The sequence below is a fragment of the Novosphingobium sp. TCA1 genome, assembly GCF_009811895.1.
Taxonomy (GTDB): domain Bacteria; phylum Pseudomonadota; class Alphaproteobacteria; order Sphingomonadales; family Sphingomonadaceae; genus Novosphingobium; species Novosphingobium panipatense_A.
The window spans coordinates 67,544-88,788 of record NZ_BLJH01000022.1 but is presented as its reverse complement, the minus strand read 5'-3'; the positions used below and the strand labels follow the sequence as shown (position 1 = coordinate 88,788).

The window sequence follows — 21,245 nt, the reverse complement described above, 5'->3', positions numbered from 1 at the left end:
CCAAAGGGAATCCCCATGGCGCGAAGGGCAGGTTGGCATGGAAGGGGACCCCTTAGCCCATCGATTCGCGAAACGCCAAAAATTTGTGTCGATTTCATGGGGGAATCGTCAGAAGCCCGTCTCGAATTCCATCCGGTTCATCGCTAGTGTTTGGAACAGTTCGAGATCGGGGCGCCATACCTGCCTTGCGCCCATGGCGGCCGAATGGCCCCGCAATGGCGCGCCATGATTGTGCGCTGCCCGCGTAAGTCTCCCTTGCCTGCGAAAGTCCAGTCGAATGCCCACGATCCGCCGTCTTCCCGAACATCTCGTCAACCGCATCGCGGCAGGCGAGGTGGTGGAAAGACCGGCTTCCGCGCTGAAGGAACTGGTGGAAAATGCGATAGATGCGGGATCGACGCAGATCACCGTGCGCATTGCCTCGGGCGGGCTCGACCTGATCGAAGTGACCGATGACGGCTGCGGCATGGTGCCGGACCAGATCGCCCTGGCGCTGGAGCGTCACGCCACCTCGAAGCTGCCGGACGAGCATATCGAACTCGTGGCGACCCTCGGCTTTCGCGGCGAGGCCCTGCCTTCGATCGGTTCCGTCGCGCGGTTGACGATCGAAAGCCGTCCGCACGATTCGGCGGAAGGCTGGAAGAGAGTGGTCGATCACGGTGTCGTCGCGGCGGACGGACCTGCGGCTCTGCCGCCGGGGACGCGGATCCGGGTCGAGGATCTCTTCGGCAAAGTCCCGGCGCGGCGCAAGTTCCTGCGTTCGGCGCGATCGGAATATGCGGCCTGCCAGGACGTGGTGCGGCGACTGGCGATGGCCCGGCCCGACATCGGCTTTGTGATGGAGCACGACGGGCGGCGCGTCGTCTCGGTCCAGCCGCGCGAGGAATTGGCATCGCGTGTGGCCCGCCTCGTCGCGCGCGAACTGGCGGAAGACGGCGTGTTGATCGATGCCGAGCGGGGCAGTGCGCGGCTCACCGGCGTGGCCGGACTGCCGACCTACAATCGCGGCGTGGCCGATCATCAGTATCTTTTCGTCAACGGCCGCCCGGTGAAGGACCGCCTGCTGGTGGGGGCCGTGCGCGGCGCCTATTCGGACATGCTTGCGCGTGATCGCCACGCCGTGCTGGCCCTTTTCCTCGAAATTCCGCCCGAGGAAGTGGACGTCAACGTCCATCCCGCCAAGACCGAGGTGCGGTTCCGCGACCCGGCCTTCATTCGCGGCTTCCTGGTCGGCGCACTGCGCCATGCGCTCGAGTCTTCGGGGCAAAGGAGCGCGCAGCCTGCCGCTGCAGCAGCGATGAACATGTGGCAGGTCGAGCCTGTGGCACCCGCCCCGGCCCCTGCAATAGGATCGCTGTTCGCCCGCGAATATTCCGCGCCTTCCCGCAGCGACTTCCGCCCTGCGCCAAGCCGGGTATCGGAGGCGGGCACCGTCTGGCGCTCCTACGAGGAAGAAGTCATGGCGCAGCCGTCCGGCCGCGCCGAACCCGCGCCGGAGGAACCCGAGGAAGCGCTGCAATATCCCCTGGGTGTGGCGCGCGGGCAGGTCGCGGGCACTTACATCGTTGCCGAAGCTGACGACGGCCTGGTGATCGTGGATCAGCATGCCGCGCACGAGCGCCTCGTGCTGGAACGTCTCAAGGCGGCCGGGGCAGAGGATGCGATGGCCCGGTCGCAGGCATTGCTGCTGCCCGAAGTTGTGGAACTGGAGGAAGCGGCCTGCGATGCGCTAGAGGAAAAGGCTGCCGATCTGGCGCGTTTCGGGCTGGTGCTGGAACGTTTCGGGCCTTCCGCCATGCTGGTCAGGGCCGTACCCTCCGTCCTCGGCAAGTCGGATGTTCACGCATTAGTCCGCGACATCGCGGACGATCTGGCGCGCAACGGCGATGCCCTGCTGCTCGGCGAAAAGCTCGATCTGGTGCTGGCGACAATGGCCTGCCACGGATCGGTGCGGGCCGGTCGCTCGCTTTCAGTCGCCGAAATGAACGCGCTTCTTCGCGAAATGGAGCGCACGCCGCGTTCCGGCCAATGCAACCATGGACGCCCGACGTGGGTTAAGCTGGCACACCACGATATCGAGAAACTGTTCGGGCGAAAATGATGCGAAAACCGATCCTTGCCTTGGCGCCTTTCCTCCTGATCTCGGCATGCGGGCAGGAGGATCCGCAAGGCAAGGCGGTCGAGGACGCGCATGACATCGCCATGGTCGAGCGAATGAGCAAGGAGCCGTTCAAGCCGATCATTCCCCATGCCATTACCGAGATCGACATTGCCCGCTACGGGCTGGACAAGCCGGGCTGCGCGTTTCGCAAACCGGGAGAGAAAGATCCGATCTTCATCGCCAATCCCGACGAGGGGTTCATGCGGATCGGCGGCGATCTCAAGCGCTACGCGGCGAAAATGGAGAGCGCGCAATTGCCCGGCAACGCGCGCTCCACTTATGTCGGCCTGGCAAGCTGGGTCGATCTGGTCAGCCTGGCAGACCGGGGCGGCGGTTCGGATACTCTGAACTGGCCAGCAAAGCTGATCCTTCACGATGCCCAGGAGCGGGTCGCCTTCATGGCCGAAGGCGAGATTTCCTGCCAGCGCTGACGGCGCTCAGTCCTTTCGCGGGTGCTCCATCACGTCGCGGAAGGGGGCGTCGGTTCCGTCGCCATCGCTCGATTGCGGCAGGCCCAGCAAGCCGCGAAGCAGCGGGGCGACATCGACGTTGTCGAACGCGGGCAATTTACCGCGCTTCCTGAAGTCCGGCCCCGAAGCCACGAACAATGCGGCCATTTCCGGCGCGGCATTGTCATAGCCATGGGCGCCGCCCGTCGAGGCCTTGTCCGGCCGTTTGGCGGCGATCTGCCAGCCCGTTTCCGCCAGACAGAAGAACGGCGCGATTCGGGGATTGCTGCCATAATGGAGACGCGCGGGAATATCCTGCTTGCGCCAGCACTGCATGTGATCGTGTGGCTTCAGCAGCGCGGCGGCAAGGGCCTGCTCGTTGCCGTCGGTCGGCGTGATGGCGGCAAACGGCCCCGCGTCGCCCAGCTTGTAGAGCGACGGCGCCGCAACCGCATCGAGAGCGATGGTCCTTTCGCTCGATACGGCGGCCATGCCGTGATCCGCGACCACTATCAGATCGGCAGCCTGGCCGAGTTCGCGAAGACCGGCGACGAGCTTGCCGATGTCCGCATCCACGTCTGCGATTGCCACATCGGTCCGGGCATCGACGGGGCCGTAGCGGTGCCCGGCCGTATCGACCTGATCGAAGTAGAGTGTCACGAGCCTGGGACGATGTGCCGCCGGGCGGCGCATCCAGTCCAGCACGGCGTCCACGCGCTGGGATGGTGAGACGGCGCCGTTGAACTGTTGCCAGTCGCTCGGGCGGGTGCCGCCCTCGATCGTTTTCCAGGGCTCCTTGACCAGCGTTCCGCCCCAGGCGACATTGGAGCCGGGCCAGAACATCGTTGCCGTGCGGATACCGGCCTTTTCGGCGGTTACCCAGATCGGCTCCGCCTCGTCCCACCAATAGGGCTCGTCGCTAGCCATCGTGAACTTCTCGCCGGGGTGGGCAGGGTCTTCGAAAACGTTGGCGATGATGCCGTTGCGATCGGGAACCTTGCCGGTCACCAGGGCCCAGTGGTTGGGGAATGTCTTGCTGGGAAATGAGGGGCGCATCGCCGCGCTCACGCCGCTTGCCGCCAATGCGGATAGGTGGGGAGTGATTCCGCGATCGAGGTAGTCCGCGCGGAAGCCGTCGATAGAGACGAGGATAACGACGGGATCGGACTTTTCCTCGGCGGATTTGGCGCTTGCTGGGGCAGAGAACAGCGCCAATGCGCCGAGGACAGGTGCGAGCAGGGGAGCGAATGTCTTCATGTCAGCGCCTCTAGCGCCGCGATCATGACAGGTCGATGTCGCGTTATATCATCCGCGCCAGCATCCAGACGGCCATGGCAACCATGAACAGGTTTTCCGTGAGCGAGACGAAGCCCAGCGGCACTGCGCCGGAACCGCCGACACAGGCGCACTTGAGTTCGCGCTTCTGGATATAGACGGCATAAACCACCGAAATCGCTCCGATACCGCCGATGGCAAGGCCGATCGGGATCGAAAGCCAGGGCAGGGCATGGGCCGTCATCAGCGCCCCCGCCGCGAATTCCAGAAAAGGATAGGCATAGGCGTAAGGAACCCAGCGCTTCGCCAGCAGGTCGTAGCCCAGGAACATCGTGGAAAACTGCTCGACATCCTGCAACTTCAGCATGGCCAGCAGCATCATCGTCATCGAGACGAACCACTCTGCTGCGCGCAAGGTAAACGGCGTGCCGAAGGCAGCCCAGCTCGCCGCCATGGCAAGGCCGAGCCCTGTGGCGAAGACCGCCAGGACAGGGCGATAGGTCTTGGCTTTGGGATCATGAACCTTGAGCCCGACATGGGCACGCAAATCGGTATATCCGCCGATTCGCTCGCCGCCGATGAAAGTCTGCGGAGTGGTGGCGACATCGTTCGCCGCCTTGAAGGCATCCGTCTGCGCGCGCGTGGTAAGCCAATGGTCCTCGACCCTGTAGCCCAGTTTTTCGAGCAGATACTTGGACTTCACGCCCCAGGGGCAGGAATGCTTGTCCATGACCATGCGATAGAGCACCGCGGTCGGCTTCGAGGTCTGTTGCTGCGTCATGAGAAGGCTTATACATTCCGTACCATGGTACGGAGTCAAGCATGGCACTGACGATTTCCGAATTGGCCCGCTCAGGCGACGTGGGCGTCGAGACGGTGCGCTTCTATCAGCGCAAGGGTCTGCTGCACGATCCGCGCCCGGCGGCTACCGGCGGCGCGAAAGGGCAGCGGCATTATGGTGAGGAGGACGTGAGGCGGCTGCGCTTCATTCGCTCCGCCAAGGCCGCAGGCTTCATTCTCGACGAGATCGCGGAACTGATCAGCCTCGATCATACGGGAGACCGGCCGAGGGCACGGGAAATGGCGCAAGTGCGATTGGCGGCGCTGGACAGGGAAATTACGCAACTGGAGGCGGCTCGCCAGTCGCTGCGCCGACTGGCCCGGGAATGTGCCGGGTCCGACGTGGGGCCTTGTCCTATCCTGGAATCTTTCGAGGATGGGTCAGTATGTGGCGGCACAGGAACAAAATCCTGCGCCGCCAGAAGGTCAAACGCTTAAGATCAGACGTTGAACTTGAAGTGCATGACGTCGCCGTCATGCACCAGGTATTCCTTGCCTTCCTGGCGCAGCTTTCCGGCTTCCTTGGCACCGGCTTCACCGTTCAGCGCGACGTAGTCGTCATAGGCAATGGTTTCGGCACGGATGAAGCCGCGCTGCATGTCGGAGTGGATCTCGCCTGCCGCTTCGGGTGCCTTGGCGCCCTTGTGAACGGTCCAGGCACGCGCTTCCTTGGGGCCGACCGTGAAGAAGGTCAGCAGGCCGAGCAATTCGTATCCGGCGCGGATGATCCGGGCGAGGCCGGTTTCGTGGAGACCCATTTCCTCCAGGAACACCATGCGTTCCTCGGTATCCATGCCGACAAGATCGGCTTCGATCGCGGCGGAAACGATAACGGCGGTGGCGCCTTCGGCCTTGGCCTTCTCGAACACGCGGGCCGAGAACGCGTTGCCTTCAGAGGCAGCTTCTTCCTCGACGTTGCAGACGTAGAGCACCGGCTTGGCGGTCAGCAACTGGGCCTGTGCGAAGACGCGCGCTTCGTCGTCGTCTTTGGGCTGGGTCAGGCGTGCGGGCTTGCCGTCGCGCAGCAGCTCAAGCGCCTGACCGAGGACCGAAGCGATGATCTTCGATTCCTTGTCGCCCTGCGCGGCTTTTTTCTGGGCGGCGGGAACGCGCTTTTCTAGGCTTTCGAGGTCGGAGAGCAGCAGCTCGGTCTCAACCGTCTCGGCATCCGCGATGGGGTCTACGCGCTCGTCGACGTGCTGGATGTCGTCGTTCTCGAAGCAGCGCAGGACGTGGACGATGGCATCCACCTCGCGAATGTTGCCGAGGAACTGGTTGCCCAGGCCTTCACCCTTCGAGGCGCCGCGCACGAGACCGGCGATGTCGACGAAGGACAGCTGCGTCGGGATGATCTTGGCCGAACCGGCGATTTCGGCCAGCTTGTCCAGACGCGGATCGGGCACGCCGACCTGACCGACGTTGGGCTCGATCGTGCAGAAAGGATAGTTGGCCGCCTGCGCTGCCTGCGTTTCGGTGAGCGCATTGAACAAGGTCGACTTGCCGACGTTCGGCAGGCCCACGATTCCGCAACGGAAACCCATGTGTAACTCCGGGAAGAAATGTATGGGCCGCGCCTTAGCGCCCCTGCGCGGGTATTACCAGTTACCGCGCTCGTTTCATGGAAACTTCAGAGCTTGCTGGCTAGACCGGCGCGATGAAAGCCTTGGGCAACCTCTTCCTGATCGTTTCGGCATTCGCCGCGCTTTCAGCTTGCGGCGAGCGTGGACCAGCCCCGTTCGATGCCGCGCAGACGGCCATTGGCGCTCAGGACTATGAGGCCGCGCGTTCCAGTGTGCTCGAAGTGCTCGAAAACGAGCCGGAAAATCTCGATGCGCTGCAATTGCTTGCGAGGGCCGAAATTGCCCTTGGCAATGCGGATGCGGCGGATCGGGCCATGTCCCGTTTCGCGGCAGCGGGCGGCGACGGGAAGGTGCTGAACCGGCTGAAGGCGGGCGCTTTGCTTGTCCAAGGTTATCCGAAGGACGCGATTGCGCGCATTGTAAACGATTTCGACACCGATGCCTGGCGACTGCGCGGCGAGGCTCATCTTGCCATGGGAGAGAAAAACGCGGCCGCTCAGGCTTTCGAGCAGGGCATGAGCGTTGGCGACAATCTGCCGCTGGCCGTCGCCTATGCGCGTTTTGCGCTGGGGAACGGCAACTTGGCTCTGGCGGAGAAAATTCTCTCGCGAATGCAGATGTTTGCGAAGGACTCCTACAACACTCTCGTGCTCTCTGGCGATCTGGCTTCCGCGCGCGGGGAGACAGAACGCGCTATCGGTGCCTATCGCCGGGCGATCGCTGCCTATCCGAACCGGATAGAACCGATGCTGGCGCTTGCCGAGGCCTATGGTTCCGAGGGCAAAATCGATGAGGCGGCGGAGCTGGTCGAAAAGGCGGGCAAGGTGAAGCCGTCCGATTCCCGTGTCGAAAATCTGCGTATCCGGCTGATGGCGCAGCGGGGCGATTGGGAGAAGATCCGCCTCACGCTGCAAGGCCAGGAGGCGGGGCTCGATCCTGCATCGCCGCAGGGTCTCGCTTATGGAGAAGCTCTGCTGCGGCTCGGTCAGGCCGAGCAGGCGCGCGTCCTGTTCAGCCGGGCGACACTGCTGGACCCGGGCAACCCCTATTGCCGCGCGATGCTGGGCGAAGCGATGCTGGCGACCGGCGATGCCAGCGGGGCATGGAGAACGCTGGAGCCGCTGAGCGCCAGTCCTCTCGCGCCTGCCGAGGTTCTTGCGATCGCCGAAAAGGCGGCGCGCGCCTCCGGCGATCCGAAGGCCGATGCTTTGAAGGCTCGGCTCGATCCCCGGCGCATGAAGCAGACCGTGGAACTGATCGAGAAGGGGCAGGCCGCTCTCGATCGACAGGACTGGAGCGAGGCGCGCGCGGTCTATACCCGATTGCTTGCCGGAGGGGAGGATGCTGAAGTGCTGGGGCGTCTCGCCTGGGCTTCGGCCGGTCTGGGGCGCCCTCGCGAGGCTATCGCCTATGCCGACCGGGCCTTGGCGCAGGACGCAGACAATCCCGCCTACATGCACGCGGCGGCATTGGTGCGGCTTGAACTGGGTGTCGATCTGGCTGGAGCGCGAAGCCTGCTGGAAGCGGCGGCCGAGGCGGACCCTCGCAATGCCGATCTAGCCCGCGACCTCCAGAAAGCGAAAGCCGCCGCCGGCTGAAGTACCGGCAGCGGCTCGAAAAATACCGGCCCTGACTTCAGGGCCATCGCCGTATCCCGATCAGTCGCGGGTCTTGCGGCGGCGTGCGTAGGCCAGGCCGAGCAGGCCAAGGCCCATCATGCCCAGCATGCCGGGTTCCGGCACGGCGGTGCTGCCACCCGAAGTCGAACCGCCCGAGGTTCCGCCCGAAGTCGTGGTGCCACCGGACGTGCTGGTATTGCCGCCCGAGGTGGTTCCGCCCGAAGTCGTTCCGCCCGAAGTGGTCGTCGTGCCGCCGGAGGTGGAGGTGTTGCCGCCCGAGCTGCTGCTGGAGCCGCAGTTCTTCTTGCCCCAGCCGCAGCCGCTGTTGCCGCCGCCCCAGCCCCAACCCCAGGTGGCCTGGGCAGGCGTGGCGAAAGCGAGCGTGGTGCCGGCGGCGAGGGCCAGTGCGAGCGTGGACTTGCGGATCATAACTATTCCCCTGTTTGCCGAATGGGCATGTTCCGAATGGATCGCAACCAACTAAGCAATAGCCGTGCCAACATCGGAAATCCGGGGATCTGGCTTGCCCTCAAGCCGCCGAACGGACGCGTTTGTAAGCTAACCCGACACTAATTTACGGTATTAGGTAGCTAATCCGGCAGATCAGTCCTGCTGGCGGAGTGCCACGTCGTTCATGAAGCGGACGTCGTCGCCTGCCGAAAGCCTGTCGGCTTCTCCGGCTACAGCGCCCAGCATGTCGGCTAGCGGGTCCATGTCCGCTTTGGCATAGTTGCCCAGAACGTAGCCGTGGACGCGGTCCTTGTGGCCGGGGTGGCCGATGCCCAGCCTGATGCGGCGAAAGTCGGGGCCGAGGTGCTGGTCGATCGAGCGCAGGCCGTTGTGTCCCGCATGGCCGCCGCCTTGCTTCACCTTGACCTTGAAGGGCGCCAGATCGAGTTCATCGTGGAACACGGTGAGGTCGGACAGCGCCAGCTTGTAGAAGCGCATGGCTTCGCCAACGGCGCGGCCGCTTTCGTTCATGAACGTCGCGGGCTTGAGCAGCAGGATCTTCTCGCTGCCGATGCGGCCTTCCTGAAGCCAGCCCTGAAACTTCTTCTGCGTCGGCCCGAAGCCGTGAACTTCCGAAATCGCATCGATCGCCATGAAGCCCACGTTGTGGCGGTTCAGCGAATATTGGGGACCGGGATTGCCGAGGCCGACCCAGAGCTGCATGACGAAAAATCCTGTATTGTGAACGCGAAACGGCCCCTCCTGCTCGCCGGTTTGCCGGGGCGGGAGAGGCCGTTCCTTTATCCGAAGATAGCGTGAGGCGAAATTACTCGCCTTCGCCTTCCTTCGTCGTGTCGCCTTCCGAGCTCTTCAGAGCCGAAGGTGCAGCGATCGTGGCGATCGTGAAGTCACGGTCGGTGATCGCGTTTTCGACGCCGGCGGGAAGCTTCACGTGGCTGGCGTGGATCGATTCGCCCACGTCGAAGCCGGTCACGTCGATGACGATCTCGTGCGGGATCTTCTCGGCGTCGCAGACCAGTTCGAGGTCGTGGCGAACGACGTTCAGCACGCCGCCGCGCTTCAGGCCCGGCGAGGCTTCTTCGTTGGCGAAGACGACCGGCACGTTGACGTGAACGGTCGCGCCCTTGACGACGCGCAGGAAGTCAGCGTGAAGCGGACGATCCGACACGGGGTGGAAGGCAACGTCCTTGGGCTGCGTCCGGAACTTCTTGCCGCCGACTTCGACTTCGATGATCGAGTTGAAGAAGTGACCGGTTCCAAGCTGGCGAGCCAGCTCCTTTTCCTCGACGTGGATTGCGAGGGGTTCTTCGTTACCACCATAGATAACGGCGGGGACGCGGCCATCGCGACGCAGAGCACGGGAGGCTCCCTTGCCAGCCCGATCACGCGTCTCGGCCGGCAGGTTAAGCGTATCGCTCATGTGGACTTGCCTTTCGAAAACTGGATAATGTTCGGATACGAACCGCGTACCGGCCCGCACCGCCCCGTCACGCCTCCAGGGATGACCATGACGGGAAGCGGGCGCCCTTAATGCGAAATGCGGGAAAAGGCAAGCATCCGGCGATCGCGGCCAGGGATCGTTGCCTGCATCACTGGATGCGCGTCACGGTATAGCCTTTCTGCGCTAGCATTGCCGGAATGCCTTCCGGCCCCGCCATGTGCGCGGCCCCTACCGCAACGAATGGCCGCCTGCCGCTGTCGACGGCATTGGCGATCTGCGCCGTCCAGTCGCGATTGCGCCCGACGAACAGGACTGCCCGCAGCTCTGGATCGGCCAGCAGCCCGCGGCGCGTCTCGGCTTCGATGGCCTCCATGTCGCCCTTGCGCCAGCTTGCCGCGAGATCGGCATCGGAACGATTCGCGTCCGCGACCACGGCCGACAGGAGATCGCGTTGCTCGCGCTCGGGGAGGGAATCGAACAGCCCAAGCTGCTTTGCCGCACCTTCAAGTTCGATGACGGGGCGATTTCCGGCTGCGGCGATCACGCCCCGGTCCACGCCGTTGCGGACTTCGTCCTTGTTCGCGCCTGCCTGCGCCACGGTGAGGGCCGCCGCCCAGGTGTCCATCGCCGCGAAGTCGCTGTCGGAATAGCCGCTCTTGCCGAGCAGGGCTTCGAGGGCAGGACGCTCCCTTGCGGCAATTCGCTGCGAAAGCGGTGGCTGCCCCTCGCTACGGGCAAGGCGGGCGAAAGTGGCGGCCACCTCGTTTTCCTCCGCGAGATTGCCGACTTCGACCATGATCGCGTTCGAATCGTCCATGGCCTGCCTGACCTTGCCGGTCTGCCAGGCCAGCGGTGCCTTGGCGCTATGGATCGTGCCGAAGAGCCATGCCGTCTCTCCCTGCGGGTTCTCGACATGCCAGAGGGCCGGTTTCGCTGCTTCGGGGCTCGGGCTGCACGCGAAAAGTGCGAGCGCGGCGGCCAGTAGGGCCATCCTCGGGAAAGACCTGAGCACAGGTTATTGCACCCGGGACGAGCGGACCCCAGCCTTGGCCAGTTCGTCCTGCACGCTTCCGCGCCCAGCGAGATGTCCGGCGCCCACGGCCACGAAGACCACGCCCGGTTCGGCAAGGCGGGTCTTGAGCCACTTGGCCCAGGCCTTGTTGCGATCGGTGATGAGCACTTTGCGCATCCTTTCGTCCGACTCGTCCTCGTTGAGCAGCTTTGCCAGTTCCTCGGCCTGTCCCGCCTTCCAGGCCTTTACCAGCTTGGCGATATCCTCACGCAGAGTGGGAAGTTGTTCGATTACCTCATTGAGATAATTGCGCTGACTCTTCTCTGGAAGGCCGGCGAAGAGGCCGATCTGATAGTCTGCCGTCTCCAGCGGATGCCGGGCAATCCCGCTCGTCGCTGCCTTGGCTTCGATCTGCGTCTCGATACCGTTCGACTGGTCGTAGCCCGCTGCCTTCAGAGGCAGGAGAGATAGCACGAGGCCAGCGTACCAGGGCTGGAACTGATCGAAGGATTCCTTGGCAAGGCCCGAATTAACAAGCGCTTTTTCTAGATTTTCGCGTTCCTTCACGCTCAGGACCTCGCGCAAGGTCTTGCCGTCGTGCCGGATGCCCTTGTCTATGAAGACCTGCTGGAGGCTTGCCGGTGAATCCAGGGTGGTTTCCGTCACCAGGAGGTCTGCCGCCTCGAAGGCCTGCTTCACCGGACCTTGGAACCACGCCACGTTCTCCGGCAGGATATGGATTGTGCCGAGGAGATAGATCGTCGTGTCCTTGTCCGCGATCTTCCAGAGGGCGGGTCGGGCCGGAGCAGCAGTTTCGGTGCGCGGCGCGGCGGTGGGCGCGGCATCCTGGGCCAGTGCCGGTGGTGCAAACAGGAAAAGCGGGGCGAAAGCGGAAAGGAGGAACCGCTTGTGGGACCGGTAAGAAATCATCGGGTTTCCTTGGCAGGAAAGGGCAAACGCGCCGCATAACAGCGCTCTTCCGCCGGGAGATAGCCGCAGGCGCGGGTTTCCGGTAGCGTCAGGTCGGTTTTAACTGGTGCTTGCGCGGTTGATTTGCCGGGTTCGATCCGCCAAAGGCCGCGAAGCCAAGAGTTTTGACGGGATTTCGATGTCGACCGCAGCGCAGCAGCCGCTCAGTTTCCAGGACATGATCCTGACGCTCCACAATTTCTGGAGCGCGCAGGGCTGCCTCATTCTTCAGCCCTATGACATGCGCATGGGGGCAGGGACCTTCCACCCGGCGACCACGCTGCGCGCGCTTGGGCCGGAGCCGTGGAAGGCCGCCTATGTCCAGCCTTCGCGTCGTCCCACCGACGGCCGCTATGGCGAGAACCCGAACCGCCTTCAGCACTATTACCAGTATCAGGTGATCCTGAAGCCGAACCCGGACAATCTTCAGGAACTCTACCTCGCTAGCCTCGCCGCGATCGGCGTGGACCCGCTGGCGCACGATATCCGCTTCGTGGAGGACGACTGGGAAAGCCCGACGCTCGGCGCCTGGGGACTGGGCTGGGAAGTCTGGTGCGACGGCATGGAAGTGACGCAGTTCACCTATTTTCAGCAGGTCGGCGGGTTCGACTGCAAGCCGGTCGCGGGCGAACTGACGTACGGCCTGGAACGCCTTGCCATGTACATCCAGGGCGTCGACCGCGTCTACGACTTGCGCTTCAATAACGAGGGCGTCAGCTACGGCGACGTGTTCCTCGCCAACGAGCAGCAGATGTCGAAGTACAACTTCGAGATCGCCGATACCGAGGCGCTCTTCGCGGGCTTCAAGGCTGCCGAAGCCGAATGCATGCGCTGCATCGAGGCGGAAATCCCGCTTGCCGCCTACGACCAGGCGATCGAGGCCAGCCATCTCTTCAACCTGCTTCAGGCGCGAGGCGTGATCTCCGTGCAGGAACGCGCCAGCTACATCGGCCGCGTCCGCGATCTCGCCAAGGGATCGTGCGAGGCCTGGATCGAGAAGAACAAGGCCGAATGGGAAGCCAAGTTCCCGGGGTGGACCGTATGACGCTTGGACAAGCTCAGCCCGAGCGGATCGCCGCTCAACTTCCGCGCGTCCTGAGCCTGTCGCAGGACCTGCTCTCCACCATTCGTCGAACGGCCCTCTGACATGACCGACTTCCTTCTCGAACTGCGCTCGCAGGAAATCCCGGCCCGCATGCAGGCCGGTGCCCGCGCCGACCTTGAAAAGCTGTTCCGCAAGGACATGGCCGCCGCCGGTGTCGCCGTGGGCGAAGTCACCGTATGGTCGACCCCGCGCCGTCTGGCACTGATCGCGCGCGGTCTGCCGCTCGCCACCGAGGCAGTGCATGAGGAAACCAAGGGCCCGGCTACGAGCGCACCCGAACAGGCGCTGGAAGGCTTCCTGCGCAAGACCGGCCTGACCAAGGACCAGCTCGAAGTCCGGGACCTCAAGGGCAAGGACACCTATTTCGCCGTCGTCGAGAAGCCCGGCCGTGCCGTGGCGGACGTGCTCGCCGAAGTGATCCCGGCGATCATCCGCAACTTCCCCTGGCCCAAGTCGCAGCGCTGGGGCGCTGCCTCGATCTCGACGGAGTCGCTGCGCTGGGTGCGTCCGCTGTCCGGCATCGTCGCGATCCTCGGCGAGGATCTGGTCGAATGCGAAGTGGGCGGCATCCGCTCGGGCTATGTCACGCTCGGCCATCGTTTCCACGCGCCCGGCGAGATCACCATCGGCGGCGCCCACGACTATGCCGACAAGCTGCGCCTCGCTCATGTCCTCGTGAACCATGAGGAGCGCCAGGACATCGTGCGGAGCAAGGCGCGTGAAGCCGCCGCCGCTGCGGGTCTCGTACTGGTCGAGGACGAGGGCCTGGTGATCGAGAACGCGGGCCTCACCGAATGGCCGGTGCCGCTGCTCGGTCGGTTCGAGGAGGACTTCCTGGAAGTTCCGCCCGAGACGATCCAGCTCACCGCGCGCGTGAACCAGAAGTATTTCGTCTGCGAAGACGCGGCAGGTTCGCTTGCCAATGCCTTCATTTGCACGGCAAATATCGTTGCGACCGATCATGGTACGGCGATCGTGGACGGCAACCGCAAGGTGCTGGCCGCGCGTCTTTCGGACGCCCGCTTCTTCTGGCAGCAGGACCGCAAGACGCCGCTTTCGGTTCACGCCGAAAAGCTGGCGCGCATCACGTTCCACGAGAAGCTGGGCACTGTCGCCGACAAGGTCGAGCGCGTGGCGAAGCTGGCCGAATGGCTGGCGAGCGAAGGCGTGGTGCCGAACTGCGATCCGGCACTCGCGCGTCAGGCAGCGGAACTCTGCAAGGCCGATCTTGTCACCGAGATGGTCGGAGAATTTCCAGAACTTCAGGGACTTATGGGCGGATATTACGCCCGTGCCGAAGGTCTGCCGGATGCCGTGGCCGATGCCATTCGCGATCACTACAAGCCGGTCGGTCAGGGTGATGAAGTGCCCACCGCGCCGGTGACGGTGGCGTTGGCGCTCGCGGACAAGCTGGATACTCTGCGCAGCTTCTTCGCGATCGACGAGAAGCCGACCGGATCTAAGGATCCTTTTGCCCTGCGCCGTGCCGCGCTGGGCATTATTCGCCTGATCACCGATAATGGCTTGCGCTTCGGTGTGGCCGAGGGCGATCTGCTCGACTTCTTCGCGGACCGCCTCAAGGTCCAGCAGAAGGAAGCGGGCGTCCGTCACGACCTGATCGACGCTGTCTTCGCACTCGGCGGTGAAGACGATCTCGTTCGCCTGCTCGCCCGCGTCCATGCGCTTCAGGCCTTCGTCGCGACCGACGACGGCGTGAACCTGCTGGCGGGCTACAAGCGCGCGGCCAATATCCTCAAGAAGGAAGACTGGCACGGCGTCGAGGGCGAGATTTCGCGCACTGGAGAGGAAGATCCGCTGGCCGGTGTCGAGGATCCCGATCTTGCCGAAGTGATTGCCGCCAAGATGGCGCACCGTCACGCCAGCGAGCAGGCGCCCGCCTATCAGGCCGAGCCCGCGGAACTGGCGCTGATCGGTGCCGTCACCTCGGCGGAAACCGAAGTGGCACAGGCCGTCTCGGCTGAGGACTTTGCGGCGGCCATGACGGCGCTGGCCTCGCTCCGCGCGCCGATCGATGCCTTCTTCGAGGATGTGACCGTCAACGACGCCGATCCGATCAAGCGTCAGGCCCGCCTGGCCCTGCTCGATCGCTTCCGTGCGGCAGTCCACAAGGTCGCGGACTTCTCGCGCATCGAGGGCTGACGATTTGCCCCCGGCTTCGCGGACTGTCGAAAAGACAGGAAGCGTAGCCGGGGCTTCAGGCCGTTATTCCTATTTTTTCCAGCCAGATAGCGTTATAATCTCGAACTGCTCTACGGTCCTGCCGCTTTCGCCTGCAGCGGCGAAGGCGGAGTGTGCGCGGGAGAGGGCGGCTTTGCCCAGTGCCGGTGCCATATCGGCCAGCACATTGCCCATGGCCTGTGCCCGGACGTCGCCGACCAGTCGTTCGAGGCTTCGGAAGCCGACCTTGAGCGGCCGGTGATCGATGACCGGGTCCGCGAAAAGCGTGCGCTGAAGCAGTTGTCCTCCCGCGCGAACGTCCACCATGGGGTGAATGCGCGCAGCGGGCCGATCACCGTCGGCTTCCAGCATGACGTCGCGCAAGGTGGAGAGGCTTCCCGCCGACAGGAAGCTGGCGATCATCATGCCGCCCGGTGCCAGGGCCTTTCGAATGTGAACGAGTGCGCCCGGCAGGTCGTTGACGGTATCCAGGGTGCCCAGGCTGGCAATGAAGTCCAGGCCTTCAAAGGGGAAGGGGGCTTCCTCGTCGAATCCCTGCGCGGGTTCGGCCTCGATGACCTCCGCGCCCCGGCTTGCCAGTTCCCGGGCCAGTTGACCGGTGAAATCGCCGATGACGAGCGCGCGCTTCGGCTCGAAGCGCAGGAAGGCCAGGCGTTCGAGCACGTCTTCGACCATGTCCTCATGGATGTAGCGCGGTGCATCGGGTTGTTGCTGCAAGGCGAGGGCGCGGCGGCGGGCGGCGATGCGGCGGGTGGGCGAGAAGATGCGGGGGGGAGCTTTGCTGGCCATTTCCGTCCCCTGCCGATTTGTGCGGGCGGATGCAATCGCGCTTCCTGCAAGCCGATTAACGCCTTGTAGTTTGCAGTCCTGCGCAGCCGGTCGCTAGCCTCGGCAGCGATGTCATTCGCCCGCGCGTTCGATCCGCTCCTCGATCTGGTGTTTCCGCCCCGATGCCCCTTGTGCGGGGCGGGGATCAGTACGCATGGCGGGCTCTGCGCCGCTTGCTGGGGAGATCTGGCAATTCCGGGAGAGCCATCGTGCCGCACCTGTTCGCGTCCGTTCCCGGCCGATATCCCGGACGGCGCGCTCTGCGCACCCTGCCTTGGCGATCCCCCAAGGCACGACGGTATAGCCGCCGCCACGCTCTACAACGATGCTTCGCGCAAGCTGGTGCTAGCCCTCAAGCACGGCAATCGCATCAGCCATGCGCGCCTGATGGCAAGGCTCATCGGCGCGAAACTGGATTTCGTGGACGACACCTGGCTGATCGTGCCGGTGCCGCTGCACCGCTGGCGGATCTGGCGGCGCGGCTACAATCAGGCGGCGGAACTGGCCCGGGAGCTTGCACGGATCACGGGCGGGAAGCTGGTCGTAGACTTGCTCGAACGCCGAAAGCCCACGCCTTCGCTGGGCGGTCTGGGCAAGGCGGCCCGGCGGCGCGTGCTTTCCGGGGCAATCACGGTGCGCCCGAGAATGAAGGCGGGGCTGAAACATGCCAGGATCATTCTGGTCGACGATGTCCTGACCAGTGGCGCGACCAGCGAGGCATGCGTTTCCTGCCTCAAGCGATCGGGCGCAGGGAAAGTCGTGATCGCCTGCTTTGCGCGCGTCCTCGACGAGGCTCTGGAACTCGCAAATAAGCCCGAGTGAAAAAACAAGCTACGTGAGGATACGAAAACGCCCGAAGCTTTCGCTTCGGGCGTCCTTGTGACGAAACTGTTGAGCCCTGCGTAGCAGTTCGGCGGTCCCCCTGTCGGCCGCCTGGCCCGATCCCTCATTACCTGAAACCAGACCACCCGAGAGTATTCCGGCCTTGTTCCCTGAACCGTGGCGCTTGTATCAGCGACCTGTGGGTCAGCAGCAGCCCCCCGACTGCATGTAGACAATCCTACGAAACCTCGGGGTTGAAAAGAGGCGCAGCGTAGGTACGAGGATTTTGGTCAACGGCTGTGGTTATCGTGCAACAACCGCGTCCAAGGAATTCAAATCGGAGAAATTTCCGGCATGTCCGAACCAACCAAAGCCGAACGCGAATTGGGTAGCGAGTTTCTGCCGCGATTCGACGCGCAAGGACTCCTTATCGCCATCGCCGTCGATTCGCAGACGCGGGACATCCTGATGGTCGCCTACATGAACGCCGAAGCGCTGGAGAAGACTCGGGAAACCGGGCTGGCCCATTTCCATTCGCGCTCTCGCGGCAAATTGTGGCTGAAGGGGGAAACCTCGGGTCACTTCCTGCGCGTGGAGGAAATCCTGGTGGACTGCGACCAAGATGCGCTGGAACTGCGTGTTCGCCCGGAAGGACCGGCCTGTCACACCGGTGCGAGGAGCTGTTTTTATAGGAAGCTTTCCGGCGATTCATTGATTCGCGTTTCGGACTAAATGGTTAGCAATCGATTGAGTAAATCGAGTATAGGAAAAACATCTCTTCCCTTAAGAACATGCACTTATCGGCCGATTTCAAAATTAACCAAGGAATCAGCATGTTCCACTTGTCACGATTGGGCGGATAGAGCGGACGGATCGTCGCAATCGGCTCGCAAGTGGTCTTCGACCAAGGAACTATCTTGGACGACAGGGTGCAACGGCCTTCCTTGGCCGCGCCCGTCCTACGACAAAAATCGTTGAAAGGCAGAGGCTTTGGTCGGTGCTTCGTGCCCCACGTGCTGATCCACGGCTCTGCCTAGGTCGGGTTGCCGCGTTTTCGAGGCAGACCGTCAGTGAGGAGATGGGTGCCTTGTCGGGTGCCTGGGGTGCATGAATGGAAGGGAAGCATCAATGAAGCACAAAGCGTTGATAGCGGCCATGGTGTTGGGGCTGGCCTCAGCTCCGACGGCCGCCATGGCAACGAGTTCGTCCTCCAGCAACTTCAACCCTTCGTCGATTTTCTCGGCGCTTTCGGGTCTGGGGAATGCCGGTTTTGGTAATGCCAATTTCGGCAACATCAATCTCGGCAACATCAGCTGGGGCAACATCAGCTGGGGTAACATCAGCTGGGGCAACACCGGTCCCGGTGGCGCCAGCTGGGGTAACATCAGCTGGGGCAACATCAGCTGGGGCAACGGCCCCGGCGGTTGGGACCCGGACGACGGCAAGTCGGACGGCTGCTGAGCTGACGGCCTGACCACCGTGGCCGTCTTTCGCGGACGGCCACGGCTTGGAACGTTTCAGGCCAGTTTTTAAGTCAGTATCTCTTCGAAGAAGGCGAGCATCGCCGCCCAGCTCTGGCGGTCGGCGCTGGCATCGTAACCGATTGCGGCCATGCCGCGTTCGTCACTGCCCGGATCGGTGAAGCCATGGCGGACGCCCGAATAGGCATGGAAATGCCAGTTCGCTCCGGCTCGGTCCATTTCCTCCCAGAAGCCGATCACCTGCTCGCGCGGCACCAGCGGATCGGCGTCGCCGTGGCAGATGAGGATGCGCGGCTTGATCGCACCGGGCGCTGCCGGTTCGGTGGTAGACAGGGTGCCGTGGAAGCTGACGGCGGCGGCAAGTTTCTCACCGCCGCGCGCCGCTTCGAGCACGGCCTGGCCGCCCATGCAGTATCCGATCCCCAGCATCGGCAGGCCGTCCGCCTCGGGAAGCGCCTTTAATGCGGCGATGGCAGCGGCAATGCGGGCGCGGTAGTGGCCGTTGTCGGCGCGCAGTTTCTCGGCCATCGGGAACGAGGCTTCGAAGCTGGCGACCGGCTCGCCGTAGAAGTCGGCAACCATCACGAGATAGCCGAGCGCGGCGAGCATCGTCGCGCGGCGTTCCATCGGCGCGTTGAAGTTGGCGATCGTCGGGAACAGGATCACGGCGGCACGCGGCGTGCCTTCGGGCCGTGCCAGATGGCCGGTCAGATCCTGACCGGCATGGCTGTAGGCAATCGTTTCGAGCATGTTCACTCCGGCAGGAAGTCGGGAACCGAGAGATAGCGCTCCCCGGTATCGTAGTTGAAGCCGAGCACGCGGCTGCCCTCGGGAAGCTCCTTCAGCTTTTGCGCGATGGCGGCAAGTGTGGCGCCGGAACTGATGCCCACCAGCATGCCTTCCTCGGTCGCGCAGCGGCGCGCCCAGTCCTTGGCGTCGGCAGGATCGACCTGGATCGCGCCGTCGATCGACTGGGTGTGGAGATTGGCGGGAACGAAGCCGGCACCGATGCCCTGGATGGGATGGGGGCCGGGCTGGCCGCCGGAAATGACCGGCGAGAGAGTCGGCTCCACCGCATAGGCCTTGAGCGAGGGCCAGGACTTCTTCAGCGTTTCCGCGCAGCCGGTAAGGTGGCCGCCGGTGCCGACGCCGGTGATCAGCGCATCGATCGGCGTGTCCGCGAAATCGGCCAGGATCTCGCGCGCGGTGGTTTCGACGTGGACGGCCACGTTCGCCGGATTTTCGAACTGCTGCGGCATCCATGAGCCGGGGGTCGTCTCGATCAGTTCCTTGGCGCGTTCGATGGCGCCCTTCATGCCCTTTTCACGCGGCGTGAGGTCGAAAGTGGCGCCATAAGCCAGCATCAGGCGGCGGCGTTCGATCGACATCGATTCGGGCATGACGAGGATGAGCTTGTAGCCCTTGACCGCCGCGACCATGGCAAGGCCGATGCCGGTATTGCCCGAGGTCGGCTCGATGATGGTGCCGCCGGGCTTCAGCGTTCCTTCAGCTTCTGCGGCCTCGATCATGGAAAGCGCGATGCGATCCTTGATCGATCCGCCCGGGTTGGTGCGTTCCGCCTTTACCCAGACTTCATGGTCCGGGAACAGGCGCGAGAGGCGGATATGCGGCGTATTCCCGATCGTGGCGAGAATGCTGTCGGCCTTCATGTTCATTGCTCCCATCGTGGTGCGAAGGTGCGGGCGCGGCGGATCTCGGGAAAGCTCCAGGCCCAGATTGCGGTAATGACTATGGCAGCGCCGCCGCCGAAAACAACAGCCCCGGTCGCGCCCAGCAGGGCCGCTGCCACGCCGGACTGCATTTCGCCAAGCTCGTTCGAAGCCGAAATGGCGAGGCCCGAGATGGCCGAAACGCGGCCCCGCTTGTCGTCAGGGGTGCGAAGCTGGACCAGCGAACTGCGGATGAACACCGAGACCATGTCTGCGGCGCCGAGCAGCGCGAGGAAGCCGAGCGAAACCACGAAGCTCCGCGAAAGGCCGAAGCCCACCGTCATCGCGCCGTAGGCGGCGACGGACAGCAGCATCTTCACGCCGACGTTCTTCGCCAGCGGCCTGAAAGACAGCATCACGGCGACGGTAGCGGCACCCGCCGCAGTCGCCGCGCGCATCTGGCCCAGGCCTTCCGGTCCGACATGGAGAATATCGCGTGCGAAAACGGGCATGAGCGCCGTTGCGCCGCCCAGCAGCACGGCGAAAAGGTCCAGCGTGATGCAGCCCAGCAGGAATCGCTCGCGCCAGATGAAATGGAACCCGTCGACGATCTGCCGGATGGGGTGGTCGCGGCGGGCATCCTTGGGAACGGGCGGAAGGTTGCGGATGCTGGTAATGCTGAAGGCCGCGATTGCCATCAGGACGGCCGCGACCCAGTAAGGCGCCGCATGATGGCGCGCGAAGATGAAGCCGAAGGCCGCCGGGCCGATGATGGTGCCCGCTTCGATGGCGATCGAGTTGAAGGCGATGGCGCGCGGGATCAGCTGGCTGGGAACGATGTTCGGCGCGATCGCCGTCATCGAAGGGCTTACGAAAACGCGTGCGATGCCGTGAAGTGCCGCAAAAAGATAGAGAATCGGCAGGCTGCGCAAGTCCAGCTCGGTGACGAGGGCAAGACCGATCGCGACCAAAACATCGGCACCCATTGCCAGGCCTGCCACCTTTCGCCGGTCGAACCGGTCGGCAATGACACCCGCTACGGGGGTTAGCAGGAAGATCGGTAGGAATTGCGCGAAACCCAGCAGGCCGAGCTGGAAAGAAGCCTCCGCGATCGACATTCCGTAGAGCGTGCGCGCCACGTCGTAGAGCTGATAGCCGATGATGACGACCATGCCCGTCGAGGCGAAGACCACGGCGAAGCGGGCGAGCCAGAACTTGCGATAGTCGGCGATCCGCAGCGGGGAGGAGGGTTCGGGCGGCACGGATGTGCGGGGATTTTCGGTCGTATTCACAGCAGGCTGCATGGCAGCATGTCAAAGCATT

21 protein-coding genes are annotated in these 21,245 nt (G+C 63.8%); 9 read left to right on the top strand and 12 right to left on the bottom strand.

The annotated features are described in order from the left end of the window. The first annotated feature begins 277 nt into the window (after positions 1–277). Both mutL and NTCA1_RS21145 read left to right on the top strand, forming a co-directional pair. Positions 278–2,101: a DNA mismatch repair endonuclease MutL gene (gene mutL / locus NTCA1_RS21150; RefSeq protein WP_159831739.1), complete on the top strand. Its 1,824-nt coding sequence runs from the start codon at positions 278–280 to the stop codon at positions 2,099–2,101. Next, positions 2,101–2,592 carry a hypothetical protein gene (locus tag NTCA1_RS21145; protein WP_236549498.1) on the top strand — a complete coding sequence of 164 codons (492 nt, stop codon included), beginning with the start codon at positions 2,101–2,103 and terminating at the stop codon, positions 2,590–2,592. The genes mutL and NTCA1_RS21145 overlap by 1 nt, the downstream gene beginning before the upstream one ends. Positions 2,593–2,598: 6 nt before the next feature. Here the strand turns inward: NTCA1_RS21145 and NTCA1_RS21140 are convergent, their stop codons facing one another. Continuing rightward, positions 2,599–3,867, bottom strand: coding sequence for an ectonucleotide pyrophosphatase/phosphodiesterase (locus NTCA1_RS21140; RefSeq protein WP_159831738.1), 1,269 nt, complete (start codon positions 3,865–3,867; stop codon positions 2,599–2,601). 43 nt (positions 3,868–3,910) lie between these two features. Continuing rightward, positions 3,911–4,666, bottom strand: a complete 756-nt coding sequence (locus tag NTCA1_RS21135; RefSeq protein ID WP_159831737.1) for a MauE/DoxX family redox-associated membrane protein — start codon at positions 4,664–4,666, stop codon at positions 3,911–3,913. A 41-nt stretch (positions 4,667–4,707) separates the two neighbouring features. Here NTCA1_RS21135 and NTCA1_RS21130 point away from each other — a divergent pair, with 41 nt between their 5' ends. Continuing rightward, a complete protein-coding gene (locus tag NTCA1_RS21130) occupies positions 4,708–5,163 on the top strand; it encodes a MerR family transcriptional regulator (protein WP_159831736.1) in 456 nt (151 codons plus the stop codon). Positions 5,164–5,165: 2 nt separating this feature from the next. On the opposite strand, the gene ychF is transcribed toward NTCA1_RS21130, so the two are convergent. After that, positions 5,166–6,266: a redox-regulated ATPase YchF gene (gene ychF / locus NTCA1_RS21125; protein WP_159831735.1), complete on the bottom strand. Its 1,101-nt coding sequence runs from the start codon at positions 6,264–6,266 to the stop codon at positions 5,166–5,168. A gap of 113 nt (positions 6,267–6,379) precedes the next feature. On the opposite strand from ychF, the gene NTCA1_RS21120 reads away from it, so the two are divergent. Next, positions 6,380–7,903, top strand: a complete 1,524-nt coding sequence (locus NTCA1_RS21120; protein ID WP_159831734.1) for a tetratricopeptide repeat protein — start codon at positions 6,380–6,382, stop codon at positions 7,901–7,903. 60 nt (positions 7,904–7,963) lie between these two features. Here the strand turns inward: NTCA1_RS21120 and NTCA1_RS21115 are convergent, their stop codons facing one another. From NTCA1_RS21115 to NTCA1_RS21095, 5 genes are all read right to left on the bottom strand, one after another. Next, on the bottom strand, positions 7,964–8,353 hold the full coding sequence (locus NTCA1_RS21115; RefSeq protein WP_159831733.1) for a PEP-CTERM sorting domain-containing protein: 390 nt from the start codon (positions 8,351–8,353) through the stop codon (positions 7,964–7,966). Positions 8,354–8,527: 174 nt separating this feature from the next. Then, on the bottom strand, positions 8,528–9,097 hold the full coding sequence (gene pth, locus NTCA1_RS21110) for an aminoacyl-tRNA hydrolase (protein ID WP_086490583.1): 570 nt from the start codon (positions 9,095–9,097) through the stop codon (positions 8,528–8,530). A 103-nt stretch (positions 9,098–9,200) separates the two neighbouring features. Beyond that, positions 9,201–9,815, bottom strand: a complete 615-nt coding sequence (locus NTCA1_RS21105) for a 50S ribosomal protein L25/general stress protein Ctc (protein WP_086490582.1) — start codon at positions 9,813–9,815, stop codon at positions 9,201–9,203. Between the two features lie 169 nt (positions 9,816–9,984). Then, complete coding sequence (locus NTCA1_RS21100; protein ID WP_159831732.1) at positions 9,985–10,827, bottom strand: TraB/GumN family protein; 843 nt, start codon at positions 10,825–10,827, stop codon at positions 9,985–9,987. 24 nt (positions 10,828–10,851) lie between these two features. Next, entirely contained in the window at positions 10,852–11,778 is a 927-nt protein-coding gene (locus NTCA1_RS21095) for a TraB/GumN family protein (RefSeq protein ID WP_159831731.1), read from the bottom strand. Positions 11,779–11,956: 178 nt separating this feature from the next. Here NTCA1_RS21095 and NTCA1_RS21090 point away from each other — a divergent pair, with 178 nt between their 5' ends. Together NTCA1_RS21090 and glyS are read left to right on the top strand one after the other, a co-directional pair. Then, on the top strand, positions 11,957–12,862 hold the full coding sequence (locus tag NTCA1_RS21090) for a glycine--tRNA ligase subunit alpha (protein ID WP_086490579.1): 906 nt from the start codon (positions 11,957–11,959) through the stop codon (positions 12,860–12,862). A gap of 102 nt (positions 12,863–12,964) precedes the next feature. Then, positions 12,965–15,082 (top strand): glycine--tRNA ligase subunit beta, encoded by a 2,118-nt coding sequence (glyS, locus tag NTCA1_RS21085; RefSeq protein ID WP_159831730.1) that lies wholly within the window; start codon positions 12,965–12,967, stop codon positions 15,080–15,082. A gap of 69 nt (positions 15,083–15,151) precedes the next feature. Here the strand turns inward: glyS and NTCA1_RS21080 are convergent, their stop codons facing one another. Continuing rightward, positions 15,152–15,910 (bottom strand): bifunctional 2-polyprenyl-6-hydroxyphenol methylase/3-demethylubiquinol 3-O-methyltransferase UbiG, encoded by a 759-nt coding sequence (locus tag NTCA1_RS21080; protein WP_159831729.1) that lies wholly within the window; start codon positions 15,908–15,910, stop codon positions 15,152–15,154. 108 nt (positions 15,911–16,018) lie between these two features. On the opposite strand from NTCA1_RS21080, the gene NTCA1_RS21075 reads away from it, so the two are divergent. The 3 genes from NTCA1_RS21075 (at position 16,019) to NTCA1_RS21065 (ending at position 18,232) form a co-directional block, all read left to right on the top strand. After that, positions 16,019–16,771, top strand: coding sequence for a ComF family protein (locus NTCA1_RS21075; protein WP_159831728.1), 753 nt, complete (start codon positions 16,019–16,021; stop codon positions 16,769–16,771). A 354-nt stretch (positions 16,772–17,125) separates the two neighbouring features. Next, positions 17,126–17,503 (top strand): phosphoribosyl-AMP cyclohydrolase, encoded by a 378-nt coding sequence (hisI, locus tag NTCA1_RS21070; RefSeq protein WP_086490575.1) that lies wholly within the window; start codon positions 17,126–17,128, stop codon positions 17,501–17,503. 396 nt (positions 17,504–17,899) lie between these two features. Beyond that, positions 17,900–18,232: a hypothetical protein gene (locus NTCA1_RS21065; protein WP_133083881.1), complete on the top strand. Its 333-nt coding sequence runs from the start codon at positions 17,900–17,902 to the stop codon at positions 18,230–18,232. A gap of 68 nt (positions 18,233–18,300) precedes the next feature. Here the strand turns inward: NTCA1_RS21065 and NTCA1_RS21060 are convergent, their stop codons facing one another. The 3 genes from NTCA1_RS21060 to NTCA1_RS21050 are packed head-to-tail and all read right to left on the bottom strand — an operon-like array spanning position 18,301 to position 21,214. Next, positions 18,301–19,002 carry a dienelactone hydrolase family protein gene (locus NTCA1_RS21060; RefSeq protein WP_201282556.1) on the bottom strand — a complete coding sequence of 234 codons (702 nt, stop codon included), beginning with the start codon at positions 19,000–19,002 and terminating at the stop codon, positions 18,301–18,303. Between the two features lie 2 nt (positions 19,003–19,004). Beyond that, the gene (gene cysK, locus NTCA1_RS21055) at positions 19,005–19,922 is read right to left on the bottom strand and encodes a cysteine synthase A (RefSeq protein ID WP_159831726.1); all 918 of its coding nucleotides are present in this window, start codon (positions 19,920–19,922) and stop codon (positions 19,005–19,007) included. Positions 19,923–19,924: 2 nt separating this feature from the next. Beyond that, entirely contained in the window at positions 19,925–21,214 is a 1,290-nt protein-coding gene (locus NTCA1_RS21050) for an MFS transporter (RefSeq protein ID WP_236549497.1), read from the bottom strand. Positions 21,215–21,245 lie beyond the last annotated feature (31 nt).

Bases quoted from the DNA above. Each gene is read 5' to 3' on its own strand.
- mutL (WP_159831739.1), top strand. From the start codon at position 278: ATGCCCACGATCCGCCGTCTTCCCGAACATCTCGTCAACCGCATCGCG.
- NTCA1_RS21145 (WP_236549498.1), top strand. From the start codon at position 2,101: ATGCGAAAACCGATCCTTGCCTTGGCGCCTTTCCTCCTGATCTCGGCA.
- NTCA1_RS21140 (WP_159831738.1), bottom strand. From the start codon at position 3,867: ATGAAGACATTCGCTCCCCTGCTCGCACCTGTCCTCGGCGCATTGGCG.
- NTCA1_RS21135 (WP_159831737.1), bottom strand. From the start codon at position 4,666: ATGACGCAGCAACAGACCTCGAAGCCGACCGCGGTGCTCTATCGCATG.
- NTCA1_RS21130 (WP_159831736.1), top strand. From the start codon at position 4,708: ATGGCACTGACGATTTCCGAATTGGCCCGCTCAGGCGACGTGGGCGTC.
- ychF (WP_159831735.1), bottom strand. From the start codon at position 6,266: ATGGGTTTCCGTTGCGGAATCGTGGGCCTGCCGAACGTCGGCAAGTCG.
- NTCA1_RS21120 (WP_159831734.1), top strand. From the start codon at position 6,380: ATGAAAGCCTTGGGCAACCTCTTCCTGATCGTTTCGGCATTCGCCGCG.
- NTCA1_RS21115 (WP_159831733.1), bottom strand. From the start codon at position 8,353: ATGATCCGCAAGTCCACGCTCGCACTGGCCCTCGCCGCCGGCACCACG.
- pth (WP_086490583.1), bottom strand. From the start codon at position 9,097: ATGCAGCTCTGGGTCGGCCTCGGCAATCCCGGTCCCCAATATTCGCTG.
- NTCA1_RS21105 (WP_086490582.1), bottom strand. From the start codon at position 9,815: ATGAGCGATACGCTTAACCTGCCGGCCGAGACGCGTGATCGGGCTGGC.
- NTCA1_RS21100 (WP_159831732.1), bottom strand. From the start codon at position 10,827: ATGGCCCTACTGGCCGCCGCGCTCGCACTTTTCGCGTGCAGCCCGAGC.
- NTCA1_RS21095 (WP_159831731.1), bottom strand. From the start codon at position 11,778: ATGATTTCTTACCGGTCCCACAAGCGGTTCCTCCTTTCCGCTTTCGCC.
- NTCA1_RS21090 (WP_086490579.1), top strand. From the start codon at position 11,957: ATGTCGACCGCAGCGCAGCAGCCGCTCAGTTTCCAGGACATGATCCTG.
- glyS (WP_159831730.1), top strand. From the start codon at position 12,965: ATGACCGACTTCCTTCTCGAACTGCGCTCGCAGGAAATCCCGGCCCGC.
- NTCA1_RS21080 (WP_159831729.1), bottom strand. From the start codon at position 15,910: ATGGCCAGCAAAGCTCCCCCCCGCATCTTCTCGCCCACCCGCCGCATC.
- NTCA1_RS21075 (WP_159831728.1), top strand. From the start codon at position 16,019: ATGTCATTCGCCCGCGCGTTCGATCCGCTCCTCGATCTGGTGTTTCCG.
- hisI (WP_086490575.1), top strand. From the start codon at position 17,126: ATGTCCGAACCAACCAAAGCCGAACGCGAATTGGGTAGCGAGTTTCTG.
- NTCA1_RS21065 (WP_133083881.1), top strand. From the start codon at position 17,900: ATGAAGCACAAAGCGTTGATAGCGGCCATGGTGTTGGGGCTGGCCTCA.
- NTCA1_RS21060 (WP_201282556.1), bottom strand. From the start codon at position 19,002: ATGCTCGAAACGATTGCCTACAGCCATGCCGGTCAGGATCTGACCGGC.
- cysK (WP_159831726.1), bottom strand. From the start codon at position 19,922: ATGAAGGCCGACAGCATTCTCGCCACGATCGGGAATACGCCGCATATC.